The sequence below is a fragment of the Rothia sp. P100 genome (genome assembly GCF_023712425.1).
Lineage (GTDB): Bacteria > Actinomycetota > Actinomycetes > Actinomycetales > Micrococcaceae > Rothia > Rothia endophytica.
Genome location: NZ_JAMAYG010000004.1, coordinates 154,468 through 180,673, shown reverse-complemented (window position 1 = coordinate 180,673; position 26,206 = coordinate 154,468). Strand labels below are relative to the sequence as shown.

At 52.2% G+C, this 26,206-nt stretch carries 23 protein-coding genes and 1 tRNA gene; 6 read left to right on the top strand and 18 right to left on the bottom strand.

Going from position 1 to position 26,206, the window contains the following annotated elements; all coding sequences use genetic code 11:
* Nucleotides 1-44: 44 nt before the first annotated feature.
* The 3 genes from M3668_RS10035 to M3668_RS10025 all read left to right on the top strand — a co-directional run bounded on the left by M3668_RS10035 (nucleotide 45) and on the right by M3668_RS10025 (nucleotide 2,743).
* Nucleotides 45-1,463, top strand: a complete 1,419-nt coding sequence (locus tag M3668_RS10035; protein WP_251380709.1) for a tyrosine-protein kinase domain-containing protein — start codon at nucleotides 45-47, stop codon at nucleotides 1,461-1,463.
* 118 nt (nucleotides 1,464-1,581) lie between these two features.
* A complete protein-coding gene (locus M3668_RS10030; RefSeq protein WP_251380708.1) occupies nucleotides 1,582-2,433 on the top strand; it encodes a nucleotidyltransferase family protein in 852 nt (283 codons plus the stop codon).
* A gap of 13 nt (nucleotides 2,434-2,446) precedes the next feature.
* Nucleotides 2,447-2,743, top strand: a complete 297-nt coding sequence (locus tag M3668_RS10025) for a PqqD family protein (protein ID WP_251380707.1) — start codon at nucleotides 2,447-2,449, stop codon at nucleotides 2,741-2,743.
* On the opposite strand, the gene M3668_RS10020 is transcribed toward M3668_RS10025, so the two are convergent.
* The 16 genes from M3668_RS10020 to M3668_RS09945 all read right to left on the bottom strand — a co-directional run bounded on the left by M3668_RS10020 (nucleotide 2,740) and on the right by M3668_RS09945 (nucleotide 19,747).
* Nucleotides 2,740-3,891 (bottom strand): glycosyltransferase, encoded by a 1,152-nt coding sequence (locus tag M3668_RS10020; RefSeq protein ID WP_251380706.1) that lies wholly within the window; start codon nucleotides 3,889-3,891, stop codon nucleotides 2,740-2,742. The genes M3668_RS10025 and M3668_RS10020 overlap by 4 nt on opposite strands.
* A 4-nt stretch (nucleotides 3,892-3,895) precedes the next feature.
* A complete protein-coding gene (locus tag M3668_RS10015; protein ID WP_251380705.1) occupies nucleotides 3,896-4,840 on the bottom strand; it encodes a glycosyltransferase family 2 protein in 945 nt (314 codons plus the stop codon).
* A gap of 7 nt (nucleotides 4,841-4,847) precedes the next feature.
* Nucleotides 4,848-5,885, bottom strand: coding sequence for a glycosyltransferase family 4 protein (locus M3668_RS10010; protein WP_251380704.1), 1,038 nt, complete (start codon nucleotides 5,883-5,885; stop codon nucleotides 4,848-4,850).
* Between the two features lie 2 nt (nucleotides 5,886-5,887).
* Nucleotides 5,888-6,805, bottom strand: a complete 918-nt coding sequence (locus M3668_RS10005) for a glycosyltransferase family 2 protein (RefSeq protein ID WP_251380703.1) — start codon at nucleotides 6,803-6,805, stop codon at nucleotides 5,888-5,890.
* Nucleotides 6,802-8,049 carry an O-antigen ligase family protein gene (locus M3668_RS10000; protein WP_251380702.1) on the bottom strand — a complete coding sequence of 416 codons (1,248 nt, stop codon included), beginning with the start codon at nucleotides 8,047-8,049 and terminating at the stop codon, nucleotides 6,802-6,804. The genes M3668_RS10005 and M3668_RS10000 overlap by 4 nt, the downstream gene beginning before the upstream one ends.
* Complete coding sequence (locus M3668_RS11205; RefSeq protein ID WP_251380701.1) at nucleotides 8,031-9,176, bottom strand: glycosyltransferase; 1,146 nt, start codon at nucleotides 9,174-9,176, stop codon at nucleotides 8,031-8,033. Before M3668_RS11205 ends, M3668_RS10000 begins: the two co-directional genes overlap by 19 nt.
* A complete protein-coding gene (locus M3668_RS09990) occupies nucleotides 9,167-11,410 on the bottom strand; it encodes an N-acetylneuraminate synthase family protein (RefSeq protein WP_251380700.1) in 2,244 nt (747 codons plus the stop codon). The genes M3668_RS11205 and M3668_RS09990 overlap by 10 nt, the downstream gene beginning before the upstream one ends.
* 5 nt (nucleotides 11,411-11,415) lie before the next feature.
* The gene (locus tag M3668_RS09985; protein ID WP_251380699.1) at nucleotides 11,416-12,135 is read right to left on the bottom strand and encodes an acylneuraminate cytidylyltransferase family protein; all 720 of its coding nucleotides are present in this window, start codon (nucleotides 12,133-12,135) and stop codon (nucleotides 11,416-11,418) included.
* A 2-nt stretch (nucleotides 12,136-12,137) separates the two neighbouring features.
* A complete protein-coding gene (locus tag M3668_RS09980) occupies nucleotides 12,138-13,220 on the bottom strand; it encodes an RNA-binding protein (protein ID WP_251380698.1) in 1,083 nt (360 codons plus the stop codon).
* A complete protein-coding gene (locus M3668_RS09975) occupies nucleotides 13,211-14,218 on the bottom strand; it encodes a CgeB family protein (protein WP_251380697.1) in 1,008 nt (335 codons plus the stop codon). Before M3668_RS09975 ends, M3668_RS09980 begins: the two co-directional genes overlap by 10 nt.
* Nucleotides 14,218-15,120 (bottom strand): glycosyltransferase family 2 protein, encoded by a 903-nt coding sequence (locus M3668_RS09970; RefSeq protein WP_251380696.1) that lies wholly within the window; start codon nucleotides 15,118-15,120, stop codon nucleotides 14,218-14,220. Before M3668_RS09970 ends, M3668_RS09975 begins: the two co-directional genes overlap by 1 nt.
* Before the next feature lie 131 nt (nucleotides 15,121-15,251).
* Nucleotides 15,252-16,349, bottom strand: coding sequence for a glycosyltransferase family 4 protein (locus tag M3668_RS09965; protein ID WP_251380695.1), 1,098 nt, complete (start codon nucleotides 16,347-16,349; stop codon nucleotides 15,252-15,254).
* Nucleotides 16,350-16,459: 110 nt separating this feature from the next.
* Nucleotides 16,460-17,443, bottom strand: a complete 984-nt coding sequence (locus tag M3668_RS09960) for a ribose-phosphate diphosphokinase (protein WP_237203909.1) — start codon at nucleotides 17,441-17,443, stop codon at nucleotides 16,460-16,462.
* Nucleotides 17,443-18,897 (bottom strand): bifunctional UDP-N-acetylglucosamine diphosphorylase/glucosamine-1-phosphate N-acetyltransferase GlmU, encoded by a 1,455-nt coding sequence (gene glmU, locus M3668_RS09955; protein WP_251380694.1) that lies wholly within the window; start codon nucleotides 18,895-18,897, stop codon nucleotides 17,443-17,445. The genes M3668_RS09960 and glmU overlap by 1 nt, the downstream gene beginning before the upstream one ends.
* Nucleotides 18,898-18,968: 71 nt before the next feature.
* Nucleotides 18,969-19,040: transfer RNA gene (locus M3668_RS09950), tRNA-Gln, on the bottom strand.
* A gap of 116 nt (nucleotides 19,041-19,156) precedes the next feature.
* Entirely contained in the window at nucleotides 19,157-19,747 is a 591-nt protein-coding gene (locus M3668_RS09945) for an arsenate reductase/protein-tyrosine-phosphatase family protein (protein WP_251380693.1), read from the bottom strand.
* 171 nt (nucleotides 19,748-19,918) lie between these two features.
* Here M3668_RS09945 and M3668_RS09940 point away from each other — a divergent pair, with 171 nt between their 5' ends.
* From M3668_RS09940 to M3668_RS09930, 3 genes are read left to right on the top strand one after another with little or no spacing between them, the layout of a single operon-like run.
* Nucleotides 19,919-21,745, top strand: coding sequence for an ABC-F family ATP-binding cassette domain-containing protein (locus tag M3668_RS09940; protein ID WP_251380692.1), 1,827 nt, complete (start codon nucleotides 19,919-19,921; stop codon nucleotides 21,743-21,745).
* 18 nt (nucleotides 21,746-21,763) lie between these two features.
* Nucleotides 21,764-22,966 carry a glycosyltransferase gene (locus tag M3668_RS09935; RefSeq protein WP_251380691.1) on the top strand — a complete coding sequence of 401 codons (1,203 nt, stop codon included), beginning with the start codon at nucleotides 21,764-21,766 and terminating at the stop codon, nucleotides 22,964-22,966.
* Nucleotides 22,966-24,006: a glycosyltransferase gene (locus tag M3668_RS09930; RefSeq protein ID WP_251380690.1), complete on the top strand. Its 1,041-nt coding sequence runs from the start codon at nucleotides 22,966-22,968 to the stop codon at nucleotides 24,004-24,006. The genes M3668_RS09935 and M3668_RS09930 overlap by 1 nt, the downstream gene beginning before the upstream one ends.
* Here the strand turns inward: M3668_RS09930 and M3668_RS09925 are convergent.
* Together M3668_RS09925 and M3668_RS09920 are read right to left on the bottom strand one after the other, a co-directional pair.
* Nucleotides 24,003-24,902 carry a glycosyltransferase family 2 protein gene (locus M3668_RS09925; RefSeq protein ID WP_251380689.1) on the bottom strand — a complete coding sequence of 300 codons (900 nt, stop codon included), beginning with the start codon at nucleotides 24,900-24,902 and terminating at the stop codon, nucleotides 24,003-24,005. The two genes, M3668_RS09930 and M3668_RS09925, sit on opposite strands and share 4 nt — an antisense overlap.
* Complete coding sequence (locus tag M3668_RS09920; RefSeq protein WP_251380688.1) at nucleotides 24,895-26,091, bottom strand: glycosyltransferase; 1,197 nt, start codon at nucleotides 26,089-26,091, stop codon at nucleotides 24,895-24,897. Before M3668_RS09920 ends, M3668_RS09925 begins: the two co-directional genes overlap by 8 nt.
* Between the last annotated feature and the right edge of the window lie 115 nt (nucleotides 26,092-26,206).

Sequence of the window (26,206 nt, the reverse complement as noted above, 5' to 3'; positions counted from 1 at the left end):
TCAATGATTAAACACCCCCTCACTTGCACTAGATATAGGTTTCTATGACCATCCTTGATTTTCTGCGCATGGTGCGTGCCAATCTCAAACTGTTACTTATTGGCTTGCTGGTTGGCGCTCTCTTGGGCTTTGGATATTCGCTCCTACAGCCCCGCGTCTACGCTTCATCGTCTACCGGTTTTGTGACGGTGGGCGAAGGTAGCGGCATAAATGATGTTCTCTCTGGCTCGGTCGCAGCCAAAGAGAAGGCCAATGCCTACCTATCGCTCATTAAAAGCTCAGCTGTCGCTGATGAGATTATTGCTGCAAACCCTGAGATTAACCTTACGAGGGGGGAGATTCAAGGAAGTCTCACCGCAAGCGTGGATTCAAACTCTGCACTCATTAGTGTCTCAGCGACTGCGTCCAGCCCCGAAGCAGCTCAGGCTCTTGCCAATAGCTCTCTTGAAGCAGTTGCTAAGGTTGTCAATGACTTGGAGGGATCAAGCTCCGTAAGGGTTATTCCTCTTGAAGATGCAGCTCTTAACCCCTCACCCACTAGTCCTAATACCCCTAAGCTAGTGCTCCTCGGAGCGGGGTTGGGCCTTGCTCTGGTGCTGGCTGCTGTGATGCTCCGTCGTACTGTGGATACTAAACTTCGGACGCGAGACGACGCCACGAAAGCGACTGATGCAGGTGTGCTTGGTATTCTGCCGGTCTCAGATGAAATCAGTGAAGAGAGCATTCTCTACACTAATAGCGACCACATCTCGCAAGAGGCTATCCGCCAGATGCGCACTAATCTGCGCTTCGTCAACGTGGATAACCCCCCTCGTTCATTTATTGTTACCTCCGCAGAACCGGGTGAAGGCAAATCAACTGTCTCATCTTCGCTTGCGCGCGCTCTGGCTGATGCTGATCAGCCTACCGTTATTATTGATGCTGATTTACGTCGCCCCACCATCGCTAAGAAGTTTAAGGTGGACTCAAAGGTAGGTCTTACCCAGGTATTGGCTGGTCAGGTTGAGCTGGCTGATGCAGTTCAACAGTTTGAGGATACTCAGCTCTTTATTCTTCCTGCGGGTCGCATACCCCCGAACCCTTCAGAGCTGCTGGGCTCAGACAAGATGCGTCAGCTCATCCACGAGCTCTCTCAAGAGTTCACGGTAGTAATTGACGTTCCACCGGTTCTCCCCGTTACTGACGCTTCCTTACTTTCAAACTCTGTAGATGGCGTTGTACTCGTGGGCGCCGTAGGTAAGACTCGCAAAGAAAACCTGGCAGAAGCAGCTAAGAATCTGCGAGCGGTTAACGCCAAGATTCTTGGGCTGGTGATTAACCGGGCACCTCGCACGGGTCTGGGCAACTCCTACTACGGTTTTGCCTACAGCTCTAACGGCGCTTATACCAGTTACTACGGCAAGGACGAACAGTCAAAGAAGGGCAGCAAACGCTCTGCTAAAAAGGCTAAGTCTAAGGCCTAGTACCGTAGTTAGTGCCTGATTTTTTGGGCTCTTGCCTGTTTATGCCAGCTATACTCCCCGAGTAAGCTGGCATAAACTGTATGTACATATTTACCTGTATTTGAACCTCCTAGGCGCTATGTCTCATAACCCTGCTTCTCCAACTTCCCCGGTCATTGATGTACCTTTGCATATTCGAATGCAGTTGTCACACGCTTATTTCCAACACCTTGCTGAGAAGAGTGGCGTAGATATCTTGCATATTAAGGGTTACGCCTTCGCTGAAGAAATCTACCCTCCGGGCAGAAGCAGCACTGACGTGGATATTCTGGTACGCCCAGAACACCTAGACCGGTTAGTTCAGTCAGCGTTAAAAGACGGGTGGGAGATTAAGGCTCACTTCGAGACAGGGTCTATCTTTGAGCACGCTATGACTCTTTATCACGGTTCGTGGGGTCTGGCAGATATTCATCGTTACTTCCCTGGTATCGGGAACGCTCAGGGTTCCGCCTTCGACACCCTATGGCAACATCGCCGTGTTCGCGAAATCGCTCACTACCCCTGTTTTCTACCGTCCTTAGTTGACTCCAGGATATTTGTTATAGTTCACGCCGCCCGTTCTGCAACTCAGATCAATTCTGACATCGACCATTTGCACAGCTCCTTAACGTCTGCAGACTGGCAAACAATGAGGGATCGCGTGCCTGATTTGGGGGCTGAATTAGCTTTCGCCGCAGCGCTTGGTGAGATAGAGCGATTCGATAAACACCCGGATTATCTTCTATGGAAATCGGTATCAGAGGAGACACCCCTCTATCTTCAGTGGCGGGCACGGTTCAATCACGCTCAAGGTCCAAGGAGAAAAACTAGGGTTCTGCTCAGCATTCTTAGAGTCAACAGAGACCATCTAGCCATGGAGCTAGGACACCAACCGAGCCCTCAGGAAATTCGAGAAAAGTTTTTCAGCCGTTTTCGGGTGTGGGGAAAGTAGGGAAATTGTTATCGTGACAGAAAAACTATACCGCTCCCCGCACACAGCTTTCATCATGGGCTTTGACTGCTCAGAACCTCACGACGATACGTCATATCTTGCTAACCTTCTGACGTCTGAGATTACTGTGCTCAAAGGCCCGAGCACAGTCATCTGGGAAATTTTAGATCAGCCCGCCAGTACCGAGGAAATTGTTACTGAAATCAGTGATATCTACGGATTGCCGCGCGAGACCATTGCTGAAAGCGTGCTCGTTTTCCTCGATTCTCTTCTCAACCAGGGGCTTCTACACCGTGTGAGTGAATCCTAAGAGGTCTGAACCAAACGAGCTTTCATCTGATCGATAAACCGCTCTTCACTGAACCTCTTAACATGAGCTTTGATCGCCTCTGCAGAATACTGCTGCGAATCTAATTCTTGGACAGCTTTTCTAATATCTTGAACGCTGGGAGTATTAATAAAAGCCCCGTTGATCCCTTCAGAAATAGTATCGAGAAAACCCCCAGCTTGTAGTGCGATGGTTGGTTTGCCGAAAGCTCCACCTTCAAGAGGGGTAATCCCAAAATCTTCGTGGGACACAGCCAGTAAGGCTGTCGAACCCGCATAGGCGCAGCGCATTTGAGCGTCAGAAATATTGGATACGAAAGCAACATTTGGGGTGCTCATTGATTTGAGCTCATCCAGCATAGGACCGGCCCCCACGACTAATAGCTGGTGGTCAAGACCTGAAAAAGCCTCTACTGCATACTGGACGTTTTTGTAAGGAAGTAGCCGCGAAACAATCATGAAATAGCCGCGCTCCATGAAATCCTCGAGACCGGCAATCGGCTCTTGTTGCTGCCCATCCTGCACCGAGTGGGGAGGAAAGATAATATCAGCTCTTTTGCCATAGACATCAAAGATTCGTTGCTGAATGGTGCTTGAGTTCGCCACGTAATTAGGCAGTCTCATAGCAGCTGCCCGGTCCCACCTGCGCAGAAAGGGTCTCATCGTCTTAAAGATTCTGGCTAGACCCTTGTTGAGGCGGTTACCTAAATATTGATCGGTAAGGTAGATCCATCGCGCCGGTGAGTGGCAGTAGACCAAAGCGTCCTGAGGAACGTCGAACCCGTGAGCCCAACCTGTAGTTGATACTACGACTCTGTGGGCATCAACCTTCAAACGGCTGGAAAAGAATGGTAAAAGAGGGAGTGCAAGGCGGTGGTCTTTGCGGAAGATTTTAAAGTGATTCAGAGGTGACGTAATAATCTGACAGTCTTTAAACTCTGGGTAAGTATTCTCTGGATTGTAGAGGGTTGTGTAAATGGGGGCGTCAGGGAAAGCCTTGTGAAGGGCAAGGACCACTCGTTCAGCTCCACCACGTTGGGTGAGATAATCATGAGCTATAGCAAGAGGGACTGTGCCAGCTGTCTGGCCGTCACCTGTGGTGGTGCGAGAACGTATAGAGAGCAAAGTCATTCGATTAGAAGTTCTTCTGTGCGCGTTGAGGGTGGGTAATCCCTGCATAACTAGCTGACTCAACAATCAAGGAAATCAGTTTTTCAGCCAATCGCGGAGGGATCTTATCAGCAACGGTATCAATGGCATTTCCCACATACTTTACATTAGTTTCCGTGGAAAGTTTAGCAATTGACCTTACAGCCAGCCCCCATACCCCCGTAGGTTTGGGTGATCCCAGAGCAGTGCTCCCATGCTGGTCGACAAAGATGTTCCGCGCAGCCCCTGAGTAAAGAGCTCGCTTAGCTCGGCTAGCAGTAGTTGTTGCCGCCACATAATGATGGGTAGCTAGATGGGGATCGATCACAATTTTTGCGCCTGCCTGGTAGAGCCGATACCCCATATCAACGTCTTCCCATCCGTATAGACGGTAGCGTTCATCATAACCTCCTAGCTGTTGGAAGAGGTTGCGGGACATAGAGACGTTCCCAGCCCAGTACATCCACTGGCGGCTTGAGGGGCACGAATAAGCATCTTGCCTAAACTTTTCATCGCGGTATCGTCCATAAAACCTGGCGTAGGGCGTGTCGGGCAGTACATTCTTATAGATACCAATGACACCGACCTCCTTCTCTCCACGGTGGTGTGAAAGGTGTTGCGCTATGTAGTCGGGTGCTGGTTGCAAGTCATCATCACAGCGAATCAGCACATCAGCATCAGCATCGTTGTGACCAGCGTTTAGAGCTGCAACTCGACCCCGGTTTTCATCAAAGACAATTATAGAGAGATTCAGGGTAGAACGCTCGATGTATCTTTGCACTACCGAAGCTGAATCATCGATATCGCCATCAATCACAACGATGACCTGAAAGTCTTTCTCTGTTTGCTGTTCAAGAGCGTCCAGAGGGTAGTGAAGTTTTGAGGCTCCGCCACGTGTAGGAATAATGACGGCAGCTGAATATGTGCTCATGGAGGGGTTACCCTTCAAAATCTTGCAGTAGGCGCCTAATGCGTTCTTTGCCAGCATCAGGTGAATAGTTCTCTTGCCAACGCCAGTAATTCTGGGAGAGAATCTCCTCTAGCTTCTCATCACCGGTGATCAGCTGCTCTGTTATAGAACCCAGCACAGCAGCAAGATGATCACTATCTGCTTGACGGAAAATCCAGGGGTAGCCCTCGCCCAAGACCTCTGGCAAAGCACCTGCATTAGAGATAATCAGGGGTTGACGGGCGCTCATAGCCTCTGCAGCCACCAGCCCAAAAGATTCTTCAACCTCAGATGGAACAACCAGCACATCGGTCTGAGCGAAAAGCTCCTCTGGGGTAACCCATCCCAATAGCTCTACGTGATTGCCAAGCTCTTCCAGGGATTGCTTAACTTGATCCTGGCTAGTACTGTCAACAAATTTAGCGGTCCCTCCGATGACAAGCTGATAGGTATAGCCGCCTGCTGAGTTAAGGGAAGTAAGGGCAACACTCAAGGTGTGAGTCCCCTTGATCAAAGAGGGACGCCCTAGAAAGCCCACTCGAATCCGTGAAGCAGGTACCGCCCTCGCTAGTGGCTGGGATGCTCCCGTAACCCAGTTTTCTAGAACGGTTGCATTTTTAATGTGAGACGCCATGAAGTGACTGGGTACTAGGACGGCGCGGGCTCCTTTTTTTGCCAACCGGTAAGCTACCTTTTGGGAACCGGCGGGGAGCTGGTGGAGGTGAACAATTCGGTTTTTATCGCCCGCCGTGGCAAGTGAAGGCACCAGTCCATTACACCACAGCAAAGCATTACGGTTACGAGCGCGCCATGCTCGTAACTGAGCCATGTAAGTCTTGCGGTCTGTTGCCGGTAAGGCAAGGGTGGTAAAGCCTTCATCTCGTGCAGCGTCAAGTAGCTCATCAGGTTGGGCGGGGCCAACAACGGTCACTTTATGGCCCAGAGTACGGAGCGCTCTGGCGATGTTGAGTAGCATGACCTCGCCGCCCCCCATATCACCATTATTAGTAGCAATAACAATATCCACAGCTATACCTCAGAAAGTGGTAGAAGTTCACGGGCGGGTTGTCTGTTCTTGCCTGAATAGAAAAGAGCACCGTATAGATTACCGAAGCTCGCTACTAGAACTGATAGCTCACGCCGGTTAAAGGTTCTTTCTTTACGAAATTTGTGGATAATTTCAGAAGCAACTCTGATGATTTTTTTGGTGCAATAACCGACACTATAGGTTTCAGAATCATAGCTAGGGTACCGACGGGCCATCAGGACCCTCCCCTTTCCCAAAAGGAATTTCTTTCTAAAGGACGCAGTAGAACCGCTCATTTGAAACCGTATATGGGCTTCTTCAACGAAGATAATGGGGAAACCGGCCTCTTGCACCCGCCATGAGAAATCAACGTCTTCAAAACCATAGGTAGGTAATGATTGGTCATAGCCACCCACAGCGAAAAAGATAGATCGACTTACTGCACAATTGCAGTTACCAACATGCGGTAAATATGTCGTCTGTATAAGACTGTGAGGGAAAAGGCCCGGATGAGCTGCCCCTGCAGAATCATAAGCTTCTATCAAACCACCAGCAAGTGCTTCTTGCCCGTTTAGTCTGTCAATATAGGCTTGAACCCAAGAATCTGACACCTCATCATCAGCATCACAAAAAAGCAAGAGATTCCCTTCAGCCTGTTGCGCTGCGAAGTTTCTTACAGTGGGAATCCCCTTTAGATGAGGCTGAGAGAAAGTTCTGACGAGACCGTTCGCTCTAACTGTCTTTAGCCACTCTTGAATCACCTGCGGGGTTCCGTCAGTTGACCCGTTATCAACCACAATAATCTCATAGCTGATTCTAGGGTTTGTGACTTGGGCTGTCACAGCATCGAGCTGCCTCCTCAAGAAATCCTGACCATTTTTGACGCAGATAATAACCGAGGCCTGCAATGGACTACTCATCGTTTAACATCCACTATCTCTTTGTCGTACCCGAACAGGGGAACCTTTTCATTGCTCGGTAGACTAATCACCCAAGCACGCAAGACGTAGCCCATTACGATAGCCCAAGGAAGTGTATAGAAGACCTCACCCAAGCGCAGGGCACAGACCAACGACGCAATACCTAGGCCCTGTGCAATAACTTGGTATTTATTCCAGCCCGGGTTCTTGCTCAGGGGGCGCACAGCAACAAAAAGGGTAATAGCAACCAGGGCTATAGCCCAAGGCCAACCGCCTTCGACAAAAGCTGACCAGTAGGAGTTGTGAAAGAACCAGGTACGTTCATCAGCCACATCGTAGACATACGCCTCGCCCAGTCCCTGACCGAAGAAGCCGGTATCCTGCACCTTGGCCCATGACATAGCATCAATACGTGACCGTAGTTCGTCGGTTCCCGCTCGATCGCCAAAAACTTCTGCCTGCGAGTAATCTTCCGTTAAAAAGCCAAGGAGCCACCAGAAAGCGCCCATCAGAGCCACCTTAGCAAGTGGCACCAGACGAGGAGCAATAAGAATCCAAAGATATGCAAAAACCAATGCACCTAAGGACGTACGGGAACCTGTGGTCCATAACAGACCGCAGGAAATCAAGAAAACCGTGACCTGCTGCCACCGTTTAGTAAAAGCCGTCATAATCAGCAACCCGAAGAGAACATGAACCAGACCAGCATAGTTCTTATCGCCCAGATAACCTGTCAGATAACCGCCGTAGGTGTCAGGGGCTATCCCTGCAAAGAAGAGCGCCGCGTTAACGACCAGCGCTGCAGAGTAGCCTAAAATCGCTGACCGCAGGTGAATTTGGCCCACCGCTATAACGTAAATCAGAAGGGTTGTTGCAGCAAGGCGCAGCCACCGCCTCGTCCAGTCCGCTGCGTAATCGCTGGGGTCAGCGAACGCGGAGACGATGGCAATATAGCTCAATATAGCGCCGAACAGAATAAAGAGACGGGACCATTTACCTAATGAGAAAAGCGGTTTGTGGGTCATTGCGTAAAGCACAATGATAAAGACCATGAGTTGGTTAAAGGGTAGGCCCACACCCGGTACAGGTTGCCCGTAAATCAGGGACGCGAAAAGCAGAAACTCAGGAATACGAACCTGGGAGACCTCAACCTTGGCGCGCTGGCCCCAATCTTTGACCTGCTGCCCCATGGTTTTCTGCCTCAGGGTCAGTTTTCCTTCATCGCTTATTCCGATGATAGACATCTTGCCCCCTCCCCGTAGTAATCAGCCAAGTGGCTGGCCATCTGTTCCGTAGTAGTCCATTCGAAGGTTGTGTTAGGTAGATCTTGTGCTTCTCGTACCTTCTTGGCAACCAGCGCTGCAGCTACATCGCGGTTCATCTGCCTCAGTGATGGAACCATCTCTGCACCCGAGAGAATTTCAGGGTTACCGCCAACCGCTGTTGCTATCACCTTTAGACCAGCGGCCTTGGCATCCAGCAGGGTGTAGGAGCAGTTCTCCCACACCGAAAGCTGAACCAAAACATCAGAGCGGCCCATAGCAGCTAGAGAATCAACAAAACCGGGGAAACTCACCGACTCTTCAAGTCCGAGCTTTTTAATCTGCTGCTGAAGTTGGGGTAAAAGCTCACCTTCACCCGCTATCTCCAGGGATGCACCCGGTACCTGTTGCTGCAGCAGAGCGAAGGCATCAATCAGAACATCCAGCCCTTTTTCAGGAGCTAAACGGGAGAGCGAAAGCACCCTCAGCTGGTGGGAATCAGGGACAACTCGCTGCGACGCAACTGCCTGAGGTATACCCAAAAGGTCAATACCGTTAGTCAGCACGCCCACCTTGCGAGCGCCCCATTGACGCCTCATCTGATCAGCGGTGGACTGTGAAACAGCGAGTGCCCCATCTGTGCCCCAGAGCCGGGCCCGGTGGACCGTCTGCATGAGACGTGAGCGCCAGGATGAGCCGTGGTACACGGTGTCGTCTCCGGCGATACCGTGCTCGGTGGTAAAGAGCTGTGGGAGATGGGTGGAGCGGTGCAACACCCTGCGCGCTTTGAGCCGGTTGACGGCGATAGCTGCCACTACATCGGCGTAGGCTAAGTGACTATGAACGATAGCCGGCTGTAGGTTTTCGATGATGCTGGTGAGGGTGCGTAAAGACACCCTGAGCCCAGCGTCTGTGCCAAAGTTTGCTTCCAGCACCTCAGCACCTAGTTCCTTAAGCCGAGCAGAAAGTGCACCTGGCGGGCAGAGCACCACCAGGCGGTAACCGGGTAGCCCGGCTTCAGCGATATCGCTGATATGCCGAGCTACGCCACCAAAGCCTGGGACCGGTACACAGTGGAGCGCCACCGGTAAAGAATGGCTTACAGCCACTTTTCCAACCGATCTAGTGCGGTGAAGAATCCCTCACCGTTGTTAACGTGCCCCTGCCAGATTTCGGGAATAAAGGAAGCGGTGGGGTTGAGTTCTCGCAGTTGCTTGCCCAGGGCTGCCCAGTCCACGTCACCTTCACCGACCTGTACGCCTTCGCCGTCCACGCCAACGCCGTCCACTAGGTGCAGGTGGTTAGAGCGCGGCGCTAGAAGCTCAACAGCTTCACTCAGCGGCATCTTAAGGAAGTTAGCGGCCAGCATGGTGTGGGAGATATCCAAGCAGAGCTCGGTGTCGTAGGTGTCTGAGAAGTCAGCGGTGTCTTTAGGGTCAAGGAAGAGGTTGTGGAACTGTTGCCCACCCATGAGCCAGGGGTAAGGGGGCAGGGTCTGAGCCGAAAGACGCACACCTGAGGTATTAAGGTGCTTCAGCGCTTCACCGATGCGCTCATACTTATCAACGCGGGCTGCCGGTGCGATGTGGCCGTCCTTGGTGAAGCCGCCCATAGTGACCACCATGATGGGGTCATTATCCAGGGTGAAGTAGCGGGTCAGATCGCGGGTGATGTCGATAGTGCGCTGAACTTCAGCTATGGAGCGTTCCCAGATATCTTGGTCACGGGATGCCAGGTCTACCAAGAAGTCACCTGCGAAGAGGTCGGGCAGGTGGGTGGTGAAGGACATGCCCAACTTGCGGTCAAAGACATCATCGATATTGATTTCGAGGTCCTTGTAGCTGAAATGGAATTCCAGGAAGTCAGGCTTGGCGTCCTCAATCAGAGGCTTGTAGTCATGGTAACGAACCGGCAGACCCCAAGGACGGTCGAACTTGAAATCTCGGCGGGTAACCAGATCATCTTTAAGATCTCCTTCGAAGAAGAAGCTACCAACCTCAACCTCACGCTGCATGGTGCGGCCCACCAGCTGAGGCAGGTAGTTGGGCTGCAGACCGCGGCCGGGTGATTTAACCTCAACATCGGCTTCTGAGACCACCTCGCCCTGAGCGATGGTGCGGGTAGCTACCAGCGATTTGGCCAGGTTGACGCGGTTCATCAGCTCACCGGTAGAAACCTCGCGTGGTGCTGCGGTGCCAATGGACTCTTCAACTTCACGAATCTGGGTCACCATAGCCTTGAACTCTTCAGGTAGCAACGAGACAGTGTGATCGTTGCCTTCCAGGGTTTTATCGGTGGTGAAGTGCTTTTCAATGATTTTTGCGCCGCGGGCAACAGCCGCAATGGGAACGTGGTAGCCGCGTTCGTGGCCGGAGTAACCCACTAGTGACTGACCAATTTCAGCCAAGCGATCCATGTAGGCCAGGTTGACGTCTTTGAAGGGCGCCGGGTAGGTGGACTGGCACTGGAGCAGGGCGTAGGAAGCACCAGCTGAACGCAAAAGGTTGACCGATTCGCGGATTTCTTCCTCACGGCTCATACCGGTTGAAACCAGCATGGGCAGACCACGAGAAGCCATATCCCGCAGAAGTTCGTGATTGGTGAGGTCAGCAGATGCTACCTTCAGGCCCTGCACACCGTAGTCCACCAGTGCCTGTACCGAGGGAGCGTCCCAAGGGGTGCACATAATGTCCATATCGTGTTGCTTAACGTGGTCAAAGACCTCAAACATTTGATCAACATTAAATGAGAAGCGACGCAGCAGATCAAGGGTGTACTGCACGCCCAGGTCCTCGCCAGCGCTTTTTGAGCCAGCCTGGCGGTAGAGAGCGTCCATGTCTCGTAGCTGGAACTTCACGGCATCAGCGCCGGTTTCAACGGCCAGGTCAACCAGGCGCTTGGCAAAGTCAACGTCACCCTGATGGTTATTGCCGATCTCGGCAATAATGAAAGCGGGTGAGTCCTCAGAGATTTCGGTTCGTCCAATGCGCAGAACGTTCTGCTCATCCACGGCAATAGCTACCAAGTGGCCACGCTCATCGACCAGAGGTAGCAGGGAAATTCCCTGGGCGAACTCACCCTGGAGCTCTGCAGGGGATGCCCCGAAGGGAGCGGTTTTGGGGGTGAGGTTGGCGACCTCAAAGGTTGAAGTTTCTAGGCTGGCAGCCGGGTTAGCGATGAGCCAGCGGCGGAAATCCCCGTCAGATAGGGCGCCCTGCAGGTAGCCAGACTCATTGACCAGGAAGATAATGCGCTGTTGGTTGGCAGAAATCTTCTGCAGAGCGGTTAATACCGGATCCTCAGAGAAAACGATGTAGGGGGTGATATTACGTTCGATATTCATCGGGGTTAACCTTCGTTTTCTTCTGTTGAGAAAGTCTGTTTAAGTTGATGTTCAGCTACGGTGAAGTCAATCATGGCGTCAATGTCCACACCCTCTACCTCATCAAGCATAAATAGCTCAATTGCTCCGCCTAAACGGTTATGTAGGGTCTCGTAGAGCTCGGTTTTAGTGATGTACATAGACCCGTTTTCACGGTAGCGAAAGGTCTCACGGGTCAGTTCTTGGCGGCGGGGGCGGGCCATGACCTCATACTGGGCGGTGGGCGGTTCGGTAGCAGTCCAGATGAAAGGACCAATAGGAATAACGCCCACCATAGAGTCTGAGCCCGAGACAGAAAACTGACGGATAACGCGTTCTAGGGTTCCCGGCAGGCGCACCGGGCTGGTTGCTTGCAAGAGCATTACTGCGTCCGGACGCTGACCCGCGGCTGTGTAAAACTCGATGGCGTGTTCAACCACGGGCTCGGTGGCAGTGGTGTCTTCTGCCAGGTGGGTGGGGCGCATGAAAGGTACCTGGGCGCCGTGTGCGCGAGCTACCTCTGCTATCTCAGCGTCATCGGTTGAAACCAGCACATCAACCGTGTGTTCACCCGCGAGAGCGGTCTGAGCGGCTAAAGCCTGCTCAATGGTCCAGGCTACCAGCGGCTTGCCCGCAATCGGCTTGATATTTTTGCGAGGAATGCCTTTAGAACCGCCGCGAACCGGAATAACACACAACACACGCATCTTTACTTCTCCAATTGTTGAGTGATGATAGTAGCGATTGATCGGGCCGGTTCTATCTGCGGAAGCGAAGGAGACGGTGTCGGAGAATCTCCCCATTGACTCATGCCATAACGTTCCCAAAACTCCGTGAGCCACTCCGGGGGGTCAGGGTGATAAGCCCAGGAGGGCACGCCGCGAATAGCCGCTTCAATGATGCCTGTTGAAAAGATAGCAACAACAGGGTTATTCACCTGGTTCAAAGGCTGTTGAGATTCATCAATCGTCACACCTATCTTTTTCATGAGGGCATGAACTACTCTTGATAGTTTATCTTTCTCCTGAGGGTGCGGTCGATAGACTGCCCTGTGTTTTTTAACGAACTTAAGGGTGGCCCTTACAAAGGAGGCGCGCGGCAACTCTGCACCGTGCATTTGACCCAGGAAGACTACCGGCTCCCCCAGCTCCGTTATATCTACCTTGGGCTTCTGCGCTGCATCCCAGAAGAGCTGAGAACCCACCACATCATAGGTAACATCAGTTCGGTCCGATATCCAGAAATGAGCATCAGCCTCGCTGAAAGCTAAGAGGTGAGTGCCTGGAGCCAAAGGTGGGGCGTAAGGAGTGTGCAGACCATGCTGAACGGTCACGAACCGGGCGCCGGTGCGCTGGGTCAGCCGGTATGCTGCACCCCCAAATCCCATGTAGTGCCCGAGAGCCATCACGGTCACCACTTCTGTGAGTGCGCAAAGATCCATCTCGCTAGCCGGTTCACAGCGCCATTTATCACTTTGACCAGGCAGCTGAGCCGAGACATCCTGCGGGGCCCACACCGCGATATCTACATCGTCGACAAACTGCAGAGGGCGCACCAGAGAGCTTAAAGATGTAGGTGAAGTAGAGTCCAGCACAACCAGCAGGCGTGGAGACGAGCCGCGAAGGTGCAGAATTCCGACTTGAGGTTCAGCCGCTTCTTGGGCAACCCTACTGTTTTTTCCGGGTACTAACCGCAAGCAAACCTGAGCAAAGTCCTTTACTCTGCGTTCTGGTTTAGAGTTTGCTTGCCATTTGCCCCATGCTTCAAGATTGGTGGGGTATTTTAGACCCATAGCGCATCCATGCTCTGTGCTCGGTGGAAGAAAGTGTGCTCAGCCTGGCTACGTTTGAGGCCGGCGGCACGGATGGAATCGCTCCACCTGGGATCGGAAATAATATGCTGGCACAGCTCAATCAATTCTTCTGTACTCTGATAGAGCAGGACTTCCTTGCCAATCTCATAGAACTCAGCAACATCGGGGCGATCAATCAGTTGAAGACCATTCATACCGGGCACCTCGAAAGTGCGCATGGCAAGACCCGCCTGTAACCCATGTACATTCAAGGATGCAGCAGCAGCTGCCTGCACCCGGTAGGCTTCGTGCAAGGGAATATCACGCTCAGCCGGGAGATTAGGGCGCTTAAGTTCCCACGTTCTTAGGCGGTCAAAGGGATGATGTGACCAGCCTCGGCCGTAGGCACGCACCGACAGATCGGCGCCCTTCAAAGCGAGGAGTATAGTTTCCCGATTTTCGTAGCGGGATCCAACAAACACAATTTCAGGAACACGGGTTGTCGGAAAAGCTGCCAGCTTGGGGTCGTATCCATTAGCTACGAAGTGAGCGTTAATTCCCTCAGCAGCAAAACTTTCTGCCTCAGATCGCGCGTAGCTGACCACAGCAGGAAGGCCGCGTAGGAACTCAGTGGTGTAGCGGTGACGTTTCAAGTCATCGTAAAGCCATAGCAGGTAGGGGACTTTTCGATCCGCAACAGCCTGCCAAAAGTTATCGCCCAGGGTGTCAGCCTTAATGACGATAAGCTTATCGGGTTTAACCTGCTCTATGACTTCAAGCGCTTTGGACGTCGCTGCTTTTTCTGCAGCTTTCTGCCCGTCAAATCCAAGTTTTGAGGGCAGCTCGTAGAGCGCCTTGTTTCTTACCTTATCTTTCACGGTGTCAAAGGCATCATAACGATGAACAGTGACCTCGTAACCTAACCCCCTGAAACCATCGGCAATAGAGTGACAGTAGCCGTGAAAGGCAGGGCTGATAATCAGCAGTTTCTCTGACATTATTTTTTGTGCTCTGCTCTCTTGATGAAGGCCAGCTCCTCGCGCAGACCAGCGCGCGGGGTCACCGCTTTATTGCGGATGAACCGAATCAAGTTGAAGAAAAAGTTTGCATAGCTCGTCAATCTAAGGGCTAACGCCAGGTGCTGCCCTCGACCCCATTTAGCGTTGTAGATAAAACGAGAGTCCAATACCCACTGACGACGTTGAGCTGACGCGCCCGATGAGCCTCCACCCAGGTGCTCCACTACGATATCTCCGCGAAAGACTCTCTTCGTGCCTCGTTCAGCTAGCCGCCGTTGCAAGTCAATTTCTTCGCTATTCATAAAGAATCGCTCATCCATGCCGCCTACAGCGTTGAAGTCTTGACGACGGAGCATCATGCAGGCTCCCATCAGCCAATCAGGCTCAGCTCGCTTGCCGCTGACACAGGTTACATCGTGCCCCACCATCGCGTGCCAGAATACGGTGGAGCGTAATCGCGCCGCCGGAGTAAACCACTCCCACATGTGATGGCGAGTTAGGGGGAATTTCCTCCCTACCCACTGACTTTCACCCCGGTGGCCTACGATGTGAGGGCTCAGCAGGGCTGCTCCTTCCTCTTGGGCTGCCTGAATCATGCGTACTAAGAAGTTCTCTGGTGGGGTCAAATCACTGTTGAGAATCAACACCCACTCTCCCCTAGCAACAGCAACAGCGGTGTTGACGTTGGATCCAAAACCACCGTTTGAGCTACGGCGCACTACCGTAACACCTTGATATGATGGGAAGGAGATGGGTGAGCAATCATCTGACACGATAATTTCAACGGAATCTGGGATTCCCTGAGATTCAAGTTCTGCAAGTAGCGCTAGGGTATCGGCGGGGTCACCATAAAAAGGGATAATGACCGAAAGTAATGGCACACGGCCTCCTCTTCTTCGCATACTCTCTACTCCCTATCGAATCATGTTTCGGGGCGGATACCAACGTCATCTGTTGTGGTAGCGGCGACGTTTGGGCTCAGACTCCATATTCTCAGCCAGGCTTAGAATCACTAAGGAGCCAATTTTTCACAGACTTCTAGCATTCCTTTTGACCAGTTCTCCCAGGTCAAACGTTGACCAGCGTCTTGCTCAGCAGCTGCTGAAACTCGAGTCAATTCGGCCGGCGTCAGAGTTACCAACAGCTCTGCCATTTCTTCAACCGCGTTATCCGGCGATACTAGCCAACCAGTTTCACCCGGGCGAACCAGGGTGGGGATGCCACCAACCAGGGTAGAAAGTACGGGCAACCCGTGGTTGAGAGCATCAGTCACAACCACTCCACCTGCGCTTGCCTCGGTTGGTTCTAATAAGAGGTGGTGGGAACGATACAAGCTAGATAATTCTTCACGGGTTTGACGTGGTAAGAACTTCACTCCATCTGTTTCAGTTACGAGCGGTGGTGCCCCCACCACTGTGAGAGTGAGTTCAGGGCGCACAAGACGGGCTTTTCTAAAGCTCTTCAGAGCCCGTTCCCCACCCTTACGGGCCCAGTTAGATGCAATGAAGAGAACAGCGATACCTGGGTCAGTAGATTTAGAGCCTAAAGGCCCCGACACAGGCGAAGTTCCCGGACCGAAAGGAAGTACGCGAATAGCTTTTGGGCTCACCCCGTTATCATTGATCAGTTGTTGGGCAGACCATTCACTGGCTACACAGAAATAATCACTTCTACGCGCTACCCAACGATCCAACATCGCACCTTGAAACAGGGTGAGGCGGGATACTTTTTGGTGCTTAAAATACGCCTTAACTATGGCTTTAAAAGACGAATCAGCTATCTGAACTAGAGGAATATGGGCAGGCACGCCCAAGGACTCTTTGGCAGCTGCGAACGATACCACTACATCTACTTGATGCTGATTCAGCAACTTTTTCACAGCCCGTGCCTTGCGGAAGGAGGTGGCGAAAGAATCACCGGGTAGGTAGGTAATCTTCAGGAGGCCGAGCAACCGTGTAAGAAAACGATCCACCATAGAATCACGAATTTTTGGCACCTGTAAAGGTACTAATTCAACTTTTTCAGCAAGACTTTGGCAAGCAGGTAAAACTACGCCAGACCATGAGGATGGATCTTCCATATCCCAAGAAGACAACATACCTACTCTCATGACCAGACTCCTTTTGTAGTGACTCGGCAACTACTCCGAGACAAGCCAGAATATGAAAACGTGCGGCACCAGCTACTGAGCTGGAACCGCACGATCATAGGTGATGGTAGCTAGTGGGCCTTGCCTTCAAACAGGCTGGTAACGGAGCCTTCATCAAAGACTTCCTTGATAGCCCGGCCCAAGAGAGGGGCAATCGATAGAACTGTCAGGTTCTCGAACTTCTGGTCATCGCGCAGCGGCAGGGTGTTAGTCACTACCACCTCACTGGCGCCGCAGGAGCCCAGACGCTCAGCGGCAGGGTGTGAGAAGACAGCGTGGGTAGCTGCGATAATGACGTCTTTTGCACCGTTATCCTTGAGCACCTTCACCGCGCCAGCAATGGTACCGCCGGTATCGATCATGTCATCGATGAGCACGCAGGTACGGCCTTCAATATCGCCCACCACGGTCTTTGAGATAGCCTGGTTGGGGACATTAATATCGCGGGTCTTGTGCACAAAGGCAAGAGGCGCGCCGCCCAGAAGCTCTGCCCACTCTTCAGCAACGCGCACGCGGCCGGTATCGGGCGAAACAACGGTGACGTTCTTGGTATCAACCTTGCTCGCTACGTACTCTGCCAGAAGGGGGATTGCCATCAGATGATCCACGGGGCCATCAAAAAAGCCCTGAATCTGAGCAGTGTGCAGGTCCACGCTCATCAGACGGTCAGCACCGGCAGTCTTGTAGAGATCTGAGATGAGACGAGCGGAGATAGGCTCACGGCCCTTATGCTTCTTGTCCTGACGGGCATAGGGGTAGAACGGCGAAACCACGGTAATGGAACGAGCCGATGCACGCTTGAGGGAGTCAATCATGATGAGCTGTTCCATCAGCCACTCATTGATGGGAGCAGGATGCGCCTGAATCACAAAAGCATCTGCACCGCGCACTGATTCTTCAAAGCGCACATAGCGTTCCCCGTTAGCAAAAACGTAAGAGGAGCTAGGTAGAACTTCGTTGCCCAGCTCAGCTGCAATTTGCTGTGCAAGTTCTGGGTGGGCGCTACCACTCAGCAGGGCCATCTTCTTTTCGCCCGGATTAGTAATCTCCGTCATTACTTGTTCTCCTCAGAGGTTGCTGCCTCGGCTGCAGCTGCAGCCTCAGTACCCGCTCGGTTTTTGGTAACCCAGCCTTCAATATTGCGTTGGGGGGCTTCGTTGATTGCAAGGGCGCCAGCGGGGACGTCCTGGCGAATAACGGTCCCAGCTCCAGAATACGCCCCATCACCGATAGTGACAGGAGCGACGTACATGTTATCGGAGCCCATGCGCACGTTATTACCTACGGTGGAGCGGTGCTTGTTGACACCATCGTAGTTAACGAAGATGGACGCCGCGCCAATGTTGGAGTTCTCACCGATGGTGACATCCCCTGCGTAAGACAGGTGAGGCACCTTAGAGCCCTTACCGATTTCAGCGTTCTTGGTCTCTACAAAGGTGCCAATCTTGCCGTCTTCGTGCAGATGGGTGCCGGGACGCAAGTAGGCGAAGGGGCCAACGGTAGCGCCGGCATCAATCACTGACTCAGAACCGTGGGTACGTTCGATGGTAACGCCAGCACCAATGGTGATGTTTTTGAGAGTGGAATCAGGGCCAACCGTGGAGCCAGTGGCAATGCTGGTGGTTCCCTGCAACTGGACGCCAGGTAGCACGGTGACATCGTTTTCGATGGTGACGGTGACATCAACCCAGGTGGTTGCCGGGTCAACGATGGTCACGCCGTTGCGCATATGCATCTCCAGCAGACGGTCATTGAGCTTGCGGCCCAGCTGGGCCAGCTGTACACGGTCGTTAGCGCCTTCAACTTCCCAACGGTCTTCAATCGCCAGTGCACTGGTGCGGTGACCTGCGTCGCGAGCAATCTCCAAGACATCGGTGATGTACTTTTCACCCTGGGAATTATCGGTGGTCACCTGCTTGAGCGAATCGCGAAGGACAGCAGCATCGAAGGCGTAGATCCCCGAGTTGATTTCAGTGATAGCTAGCTGTTCATCAGTGGCGTCCTTGGCCTCAACGATGGCGGTTACTTCACCAGCAGCATTGCGGACGATGCGGCCGTATGCACCGGGATCAGCAATATTAGTGGTAAGAACTGTGACCGCATTACCATCAAGCTCATGAACCGCGATGAGTTCTTTGAGTGTTTCTGAGCGGAGTAGAGGAACATCGCCGTAGGTGACGACAACGGTTCCCTCAACGGTGGCACTCTCGTCAAGACCCAGGAGGCCAACTTCAACTGCACGACCGGTGCCGGGAACGTCATCCTGATCCACAATGGTGACAGAAGGGTCAAAGGCAGTAACGTGGGCTGCTACCTTGTCACGCTGGTGACGCACCACAACAGCTAGACGCTGGGGACGAAGATCCTGAGCAGCCGCTATCGCGTGCTCAACCATGGAACGCCCACCAATAGGGTGCATTACCTTGGGAGTCTCTGACTTCATACGGGTTCCAGCACCTGCTGCTAGAACGATGACGGCTGACGGTGCTTTCGCTACTGCAGTGCTCACAATGTGTGGACTCCTCGAGTGATATGGGAATCGTCACCGGTGATTATTTCAACGCTTAACGTGGTGACTAGCTCCGCCACAAGGACTCGAACCTTGAATAACGGCTCCAAAGGCCGCTGTGTTGCCAATTACACCATGGCGGATCACTGACTGGCTCTGGAGGTGAACTCACGCAAAACTCCTTGAGAACAGACAGTCAAAATAGTATCAAAGTCATGCCCTGATACGAAATACAGTGAGCTATAACGCACGCAAAAGTTTAGTACCCTAGCCAGGGAATGATGACATCAAGTGCGTTCTCGACTTCCTGAACGGTCTTCTGGGCAGCAGCTTCACCTCTGAGGTAAGGGTCAGCTATTTCATCGGCGGCTAAAGGCTCTTCGACGCGCTGTTGCATGAAGGCGACCGGATCAACGCGCCGTCCCGCATGCTTCCGCAGCCGTGCCATTTGTCCCAGAAGGTGAATTTTTGACCGATACTGCGGCCACTCATGGACCAACCAGTGAAGATGCTCCTTCTCCATCACCAGGACTAAGGCAGATTCAGCGATCATTTTCTCCGTTACCTGTTTGGCCCGGTGAGCACCATATTCAACGCCACGAGCATCTAGCTCTCTATCAACATGAGGGGCCACACCGGAGCCCACCACAGCACCAATCCCAGCACTGTCAAAGGTCCACTGCGCCTCCGGTGAAATTTTAGAGCGAGAGATATATTGCGCAGACGCGCTACGAGCTATATTTCCGGTACAGATAAAAAGAACTTGTTTTTTTACAAGCGGCACAGCAGAATCAGAGGTTTTTTTGTGCCCAAACCTGTGCAAAAGGGTTGAAACATTAAAATCTGACATGGCGCTCCGCTCATTATGGTCCCGTTAGGTGGGGCTGTGCCTTACCCGCCATAATTTTACCTGCCTAGGGAGTAGAGCACCTCACATCTTCACCAGATGTAAGAACGGTCTCTGCCTGCAGATACATACTTTTCTAGGGCAGAACCACCGAGGTGCCTGTAGCCTAGAGAGGTGGCACATTTATTAGGCGGCGAAGAGCTGCACATCGAATTCCCCACCCGTACTGTTTTTGAGGGTGTAACCGTAGGGCTTAACGAAGGTGACCGAATCGGCATCGTAGGTCGTAATGGCGACGGCAAATCAACCCTGCTCTCACTTTTAGGGGGGAGGCTCGAGCCTGACTCAGGAAAGGTGACTGTTCGTTCAGGGACCCGCATCGGCTACCTAGACCAAGCAGACGTCCTCAGTGATGACCTCACCGTGGGTCAAACGATTGTGGGCGATACCCCCGAATACGAGTGGGCCTCCGACGCCAAAGTGCGCGACGTGATTGCCGGCCTGGTCTCAGACCTCAACTGGAACGCCCCTATTGGTTCACTCTCCGGCGGCCAGCGCCGCAGAGTAGCTCTAGCCGCCTTGCTAGCTGGCGAGTGGGACGTCCTCATGCTTGATGAACCCACCAACCACCTTGATGTTGAAGCTATCACCTGGCTTGCCCAGCATTTGAAGAACCGCTGGCCCAAAAACGCTGGCGGGTTGCTCACCGTCACCCACGACCGCTGGTTCCTCGATGAAATCTGCACCGCCACCTGGGAAGTACACGACGGCATCGTTGAACCCTTCGAGGGAGGCTACGCCGCCTACATCCTGCAGCGTGTTGAGCGTGACCGTCAAGCAGCAACCATTGAAGCTAAGCGTCAGAACCTCATGCGTAAGGAACTGGCCTGGCTACGCCGTGGCGCACCCGCCCGTACATCCAAGCCCAAGTTCCGCATTGATGCCGCTAATAGTCTAATTGCTGATGTTCCCCCGGTACGCAACAAGGTTGAACTATCACAAATGGCGGTTTCACGCTTGGGTAAGGACGTCGTTGATATCGAGGATGTCTCAGTCAGCTACCCGGATACCCAGCACCCGGGTTCTTCCAAAGAGGTGCTCAAGAAAATTACCTGGCGTATAGCCCCCGGTGAACGCACCGGCATCATGGGCGTCAACGGTGCCGGTAAGTCAACGCTTCTGGGTCTCGTCACGGGCTCCGTCCAGCCCAGCACCGGCAGAGTTAAGCACGGCAAGACTGTTAAGGTAGCCACTCTTACTCAGCAGCTCGATGAGCTAAAAGACATCGAAAACGACCGGGTCTCAGATGTCATTGGCCGCAAACGTACAACGTATGTAACCGGCGGGAAAGAAATGACTCCCGGGCAGTTGTTGGAGCGCCTTGGCTTCACCTCAGCGCAGCTATCTACACCTGTTAAGGACTTGTCAGGTGGCCAGAAGCGACGTCTGCAGCTTCTTTTGATTTTGCTCGATGAACCCAACGTCCTGATCCTGGATGAGCCCTCCAATGACCTTGATACGGACATGCTGGCAGCTATGGAAGACCTTCTGGATACCTGGCCGGGCACCCTTCTAGTGGTCTCCCACGACCGCTATCTCATGGAACGTGTGACCGACCAGCAATACGCCCTGGTGAACGGTACCTTCAGCCATCTACCCGGCGGCATCGACCAGTACTTGCAGCTATCTGCTCAAGCAGCCTCCGCGCCCTCCAGCGCCGCCGTTGATTCTTCCCCGCTGGGCAAGCAAGACGCTGCTACCGCTTCGGCTCCCAAAGTTAGCGGTGCTGAAGCAAGAGCCGCCCAGAAAGAAATCAACCAGATTGACCGTAAGTTAGCCAAACTAGCTGACCAGAAAAATGCCCTGGCTGAAAAGATGGTGGCGCACGACCAAAGTGACTACACAGGTCTTGCAGATCTTGGCGCCCAGCAGCAGAGTCTGCAGGACGAGATTGAAGAATTAGAGATGCGCTGGATGGAGCTCAGCGATCTGGTCTCATAAAATCTGATGGAGAAAATCATGAAGGACGTAGTACCTACGGGTAAGTTAGGAAAAGTTTATTTCCTGATCGATGCATTCCCCGCTGTGGGTGGGATTGAGACTGTCATCGAGACTAACTGTGTAAGTCTCAACCAGCAAGGGATACCTTCAGAGGTGTTGGCTAGTTTTAGCGGTGGTGGTTTCACGTCACAAAATAAAATTACCTACTTTAATCCTTTGCAGAGGATCACTGTAAAACCGCTGCTCCTAGGTGATAGCTCCGCCCGAAATATCCTTAAAAATTTACCTTTCTTTGTCATCAAAAAACTAGGTTTGGTTCAAACGCTTCAACAGATAACCCAGAGATTCTTTATTTACCGGTTGACCCATAAAATATCTGACCGCGATGTTTTAGTGGTCTGTCGTAGCGATATCTTTCGTGAGCTCCGCAAAAATTCTGCTTTTAGAAACCGTGCCCATTTAACGCTAGGCCAGTACCACACCAGTATTACACCGCCTGGACCAGCTGGAGGTCTTTTCACCTCTGAAGACCTGACCTCTGCCGATTACCAGGGGTTCTTGGTCCTTTCAGAAAGGGACAGAGACTATCTGGCCCAGCTCACCCAAAAACCCGTGAGGTTTTTTCCTAACTTCACCACGGTAGGAAGCTTTAACCCGTCAACCCATGAAAAAAGGGTAACGGTTATATGCCGACACGTGACAAGTAAGCGTGTTGATAAAGCTATCGAGATTTTTTCCCAAGTTGCAACTCAAGAGAATTCGCTTGAAGATTGGCATTTAGATATTTACGGCGATGGCCTAGAACATCTTACGCTCAGGCAGCTGGCAGCCTCCCTCCCTCAAGATATTTCAGCCCGGATCTATTTTCATGGGGTGAAACCTCCGCAGGAAGCATTCAAAAAATCCAGCCTGTTGGTATCGCTCTCAGAGTTGGAGGGGTGGCAGATGGTGATAGCAGAAGCCGCTGCTGCGTCAGTTACTTCTCTGGCTATGGATGTCTCAGGTGGCGTACAGACCCTTTCTAAAGCCACCGAAGGGACGCTCGTCCCTGCTAATGATTTCGAAGGCTTCAAGGTAAAGCTAAAAGACCTTCTTACTCATCATGACCGACTGATTGAAGCAGGCCACAAAGCGCGTATAGGTATTGAGACCTACGATAGCTCCCGTATCGGAGCAACCTTGCTGGGTTCCATTGAGACTTTCAAAGGAGTACAGCGGTAATGGCATCTATTTCAGTCCTTTGTTCAGGAACCGTAGAGCAAGGCCCGTACGGGGTCAACCTACTCAGAAACCAACTAGGCCACACTGTCTACGATGGTGCAGATGCTGAGCGACAGCCCCTCATCAAAATTCGTGATGTGCTTGAACATCGTGCTGGCTACCCCATTCTCAAAGCTCTGCAGATTATACCGCGTGTAGTCAAGAGCGAGGCGGTCCTATGTTTTCTTGAACAGCATGCTCAATTTCCTGCTCTGCTTAAAAGCAAAAACATCCCCCCGTATGCGTCTAAGCCTCTAGCAATGATTTCTTGCTGGCTGGCTGAGGAGCTGCTGCAGGCATCAGCCTCGGAACGCACTGAACTAGTGAAAAAATACTCGGCGGTTGATCTTATCTTCGTTTTGAGCTCGAATCAGGTAGACATCCTAGTCGATGCGGGATTTCCCCGGGAACGGGTAGAGGCTATACATTTTGGATTTGCACCAGAATTGTTTAGTTACAGCCCACATATGAAGAAGCCGGGGCTGATATCAGCAGTCGGGTTTGATCGCGGCAGGGATTATGCAACCCTGATTGAAGCAGCCCGGACTATCAAGGCGGATATCCACCTCTATACCAGGCCCGAGTTAGTTGCAGGAATCGATTTGCCCAGCAATATAATCTTCCATGGGCTGGTGCCTTTCGAAGAGTACGTTAAGGTCTTGCATGAGTCATCCATTTTAGCGATTCCAACGGTCGAGCTTGCCTACCCTACCGGGCAAACTGTTGCCCTCGAAGCGGCAGCAACTGGAGCAGCTCTGCTACTCACCGAGTCGACTGCTATGAGAGACTACTTTGACGATCATGTAGCCTACTACCATCCGCAGGGTGATCCTGAAGCGTGGAGTCTGCGTACCAACCAATTACTAGAAGACCCTCAAGAAGTGGCGCAGAAGGGCCACCGGGCCTCAGAGCATGTCCACGCGAACTTTCCATACCTATCGATGTGGAGAAGTATAGAACAGTCTTTGCACAACCGAGGGTGGCTTCCAGCAACCTCTTAGCGAGGGCTGTCAGGTACCGAGCTATACAGATTGCGCTGCGGAGTCTTCCTGAGCACCCGGTACTTGATAACTCCCTCAAGTCTTCCCACATTCCAGTAGAAACCCCTCAGTTCTTCCCAGCTCATCTGCTTGTTCAAGAGCACGCTAGGTACTTGCGGGGCTACTTTACGAATCATGAGCTTGAGGGAAGGGATGTGATGGTCGTAAATAGGTGAGAAGTTCTGGGCCAATTGTATCCAGGTCCGCCCGTAGTTCCGGGACTGCTTTACAAGGCCATTACGAGATGGACGCTGGCGGTAGCGTATGAGAGCTTTAGGCACCCATCCCTGAATAAAACCGACGCTTGACGCACGCAAACAAAAATCTACTTCTTCGTGCCCACCTTTGTAGGACTGATCAAAACCACCAACCGCATGAAAGACACTCTTTTTCATACCCATGCTGCAGCTTACTAAGTAGGGCTCGGAGCCAAAAACTGTGGGTTGTTCAAGGACAGTAGCTCGCTCTTCATAGTCCCCGCTATCTTCGTTCAGCACGTAGTAGCAGTAGCCACTACCGACAAAGTCAGAGTCCTCTAAAGCAATAACAAGCTTCTCAGCCCAGTCGCTGGCCACAACATCATCAGCGTCGCAGAGAAGTAAAAGGTCGTAGGTAGCACATGCGATTCCTATGTTTCGAGCAGAATTAGCACCTTTTTGTTGACTCGCGTCAACGTACCGCACTACCCCATACTGCTGTGCAAGACGCTCAATGATATGCCGAGTTGAATCGGTAGAACCATTATCAGCTACCACAATTTCAGCAACTTCGAAGGTGTTAGCTAATAGAGCTTCAACTTGCTCCTCAATATACGAAGCCGCGTTATAGGCAGGTATCACCACTGAAACTTTAGGCATACTTGGCACCATAAATCTCCCCAATTCTCGCTCGGTAACTCTGCTGTGAATAAATGTGCTTAGCTTCTAAGCAAGCCTCGTCTGCTTTTGCCTGGTAGGTTGCAGGGTTACCCACCACATCGAGTATCGCATGAGCAAAGCCCTGCGGGTTGTGAGCTATTTTTGATGCCCAGCTCACCCGAGCGATACCTTCGACACCGGGCACTGTGGCAATGACGGGAACAGCACGCAAGATAGCGTCCAAAGTCTTAAATTTGACACCGCTGCCCAGCTGGATGGGGGCAACCACCGCGGTTGCCTCGGCATAAACAGGCTCTATTTCCTGCAAGAACCCAGTAAATTCTATGCGGGGATCTTGACCTAACCGTAGGAGATCGGCGGAGGGGCTCTCCCCTACTACCTTCAGCGTAACCTCGGGGTCCTTTTGCCAGACGAGAGGCAGAACCTTTTCAATCAGCCACTGGACAGCCTGGTGGTTCTCCCAGCGGTACATGGTTCCCACAAAGAGAAGATGCTTGCTACGTGCAGCTCGGGCTAGGGGGACGCTGTTACCCAGATAAACCGGAGGGAGGATAGTCTCAACCTTGCCGATGTCCCTTTGACGGGTTTTCAACAAACCTGCATCTTTAGCAGAGAGAACTATAGCCGTATCAAGGTAACTAGCCGAAACAGCATCGAAACACCGTGATATTTCGGCTTGCACAGACCAGACCAGCGCTTTTTTTGCGCTGGTTTCAGCTGCAGATCTGCGTTTAAACCGCTGTTCATTAATATCGTGGTAGGTGCCAATGAGCCGTGCTGAGGGGTTTACCCGGCGAAGCCAAGGAGCAAGCATAATATTAGTCGACCACTGCATATCAATAATTTCTGCAGATTGCAGATGTTTCATGGCCGTGAAGTCATTTCGCACAGCCAGCAAGAATTCCAGATTAGGCGTCCAGGTACCTACCGGAGCCCTCCACTTTTGAATGCGGCTGGATTTATCCATATTAAGGAAATGGTGAGCCACAGCGTACTGCTGGGCCAAACCATTACGTGGGTGGGGGGCAATCACCAGAGGGGTGTGCCCGTGGGAACTGAGGGCCTCACAAAGTTCACCGACCAACCGCTCACCGGCGCTGGTGGGTTCCGTTTTAGGTACCTGGCTAGAAATAATGACCACTGAATGTTCGCGAATTTGATTCTCCACCTTTCACTATCAAACGCTACCAAACAACCTTTTGAAACCTCATGCTGACTTTCCTCGACCCACCGCAAAAAAGTATCTACTGAGGCTTATTCAAGAGTAGGTAAACACCCCACCC

What these genes read in the sequence shown, in the direction of transcription:
- M3668_RS10000 (WP_251380702.1), bottom strand. Translation starts at nt 8,049, where the DNA reads ATGTCTATCATCGGAATAAGCGATGAAGGAAAACTGACCCTGAGGCAG.
- M3668_RS10030 (WP_251380708.1), top strand. Translation starts at nt 1,582, where the DNA reads ATGTCTCATAACCCTGCTTCTCCAACTTCCCCGGTCATTGATGTACCT.
- M3668_RS09945 (WP_251380693.1), bottom strand. Translation starts at nt 19,747, where the DNA reads ATGTCAGATTTTAATGTTTCAACCCTTTTGCACAGGTTTGGGCACAAA.
- M3668_RS09990 (WP_251380700.1), bottom strand. Translation starts at nt 11,410, where the DNA reads ATGAATATCGAACGTAATATCACCCCCTACATCGTTTTCTCTGAGGAT.
- M3668_RS09965 (WP_251380695.1), bottom strand. Translation starts at nt 16,349, where the DNA reads ATGAGAGTAGGTATGTTGTCTTCTTGGGATATGGAAGATCCATCCTCA.
- M3668_RS09980 (WP_251380698.1), bottom strand. Translation starts at nt 13,220, where the DNA reads ATGGGTCTAAAATACCCCACCAATCTTGAAGCATGGGGCAAATGGCAA.
- M3668_RS10005 (WP_251380703.1), bottom strand. Translation starts at nt 6,805, where the DNA reads ATGAGTAGTCCATTGCAGGCCTCGGTTATTATCTGCGTCAAAAATGGT.
- M3668_RS09930 (WP_251380690.1), top strand. Translation starts at nt 22,966, where the DNA reads ATGGCATCTATTTCAGTCCTTTGTTCAGGAACCGTAGAGCAAGGCCCG.
- M3668_RS10035 (WP_251380709.1), top strand. Translation starts at nt 45, where the DNA reads ATGACCATCCTTGATTTTCTGCGCATGGTGCGTGCCAATCTCAAACTG.
- M3668_RS10015 (WP_251380705.1), bottom strand. Translation starts at nt 4,840, where the DNA reads ATGAGCACATATTCAGCTGCCGTCATTATTCCTACACGTGGCGGAGCC.
- M3668_RS09985 (WP_251380699.1), bottom strand. Translation starts at nt 12,135, where the DNA reads ATGCGTGTGTTGTGTGTTATTCCGGTTCGCGGCGGTTCTAAAGGCATT.
- M3668_RS09975 (WP_251380697.1), bottom strand. Translation starts at nt 14,218, where the DNA reads ATGTCAGAGAAACTGCTGATTATCAGCCCTGCCTTTCACGGCTACTGT.
- M3668_RS09935 (WP_251380691.1), top strand. Translation starts at nt 21,764, where the DNA reads ATGAAGGACGTAGTACCTACGGGTAAGTTAGGAAAAGTTTATTTCCTG.
- M3668_RS09925 (WP_251380689.1), bottom strand. Translation starts at nt 24,902, where the DNA reads ATGCCTAAAGTTTCAGTGGTGATACCTGCCTATAACGCGGCTTCGTAT.
- M3668_RS10020 (WP_251380706.1), bottom strand. Translation starts at nt 3,891, where the DNA reads ATGACTTTGCTCTCTATACGTTCTCGCACCACCACAGGTGACGGCCAG.
- M3668_RS09960 (WP_237203909.1), bottom strand. Translation starts at nt 17,443, where the DNA reads ATGACGGAGATTACTAATCCGGGCGAAAAGAAGATGGCCCTGCTGAGT.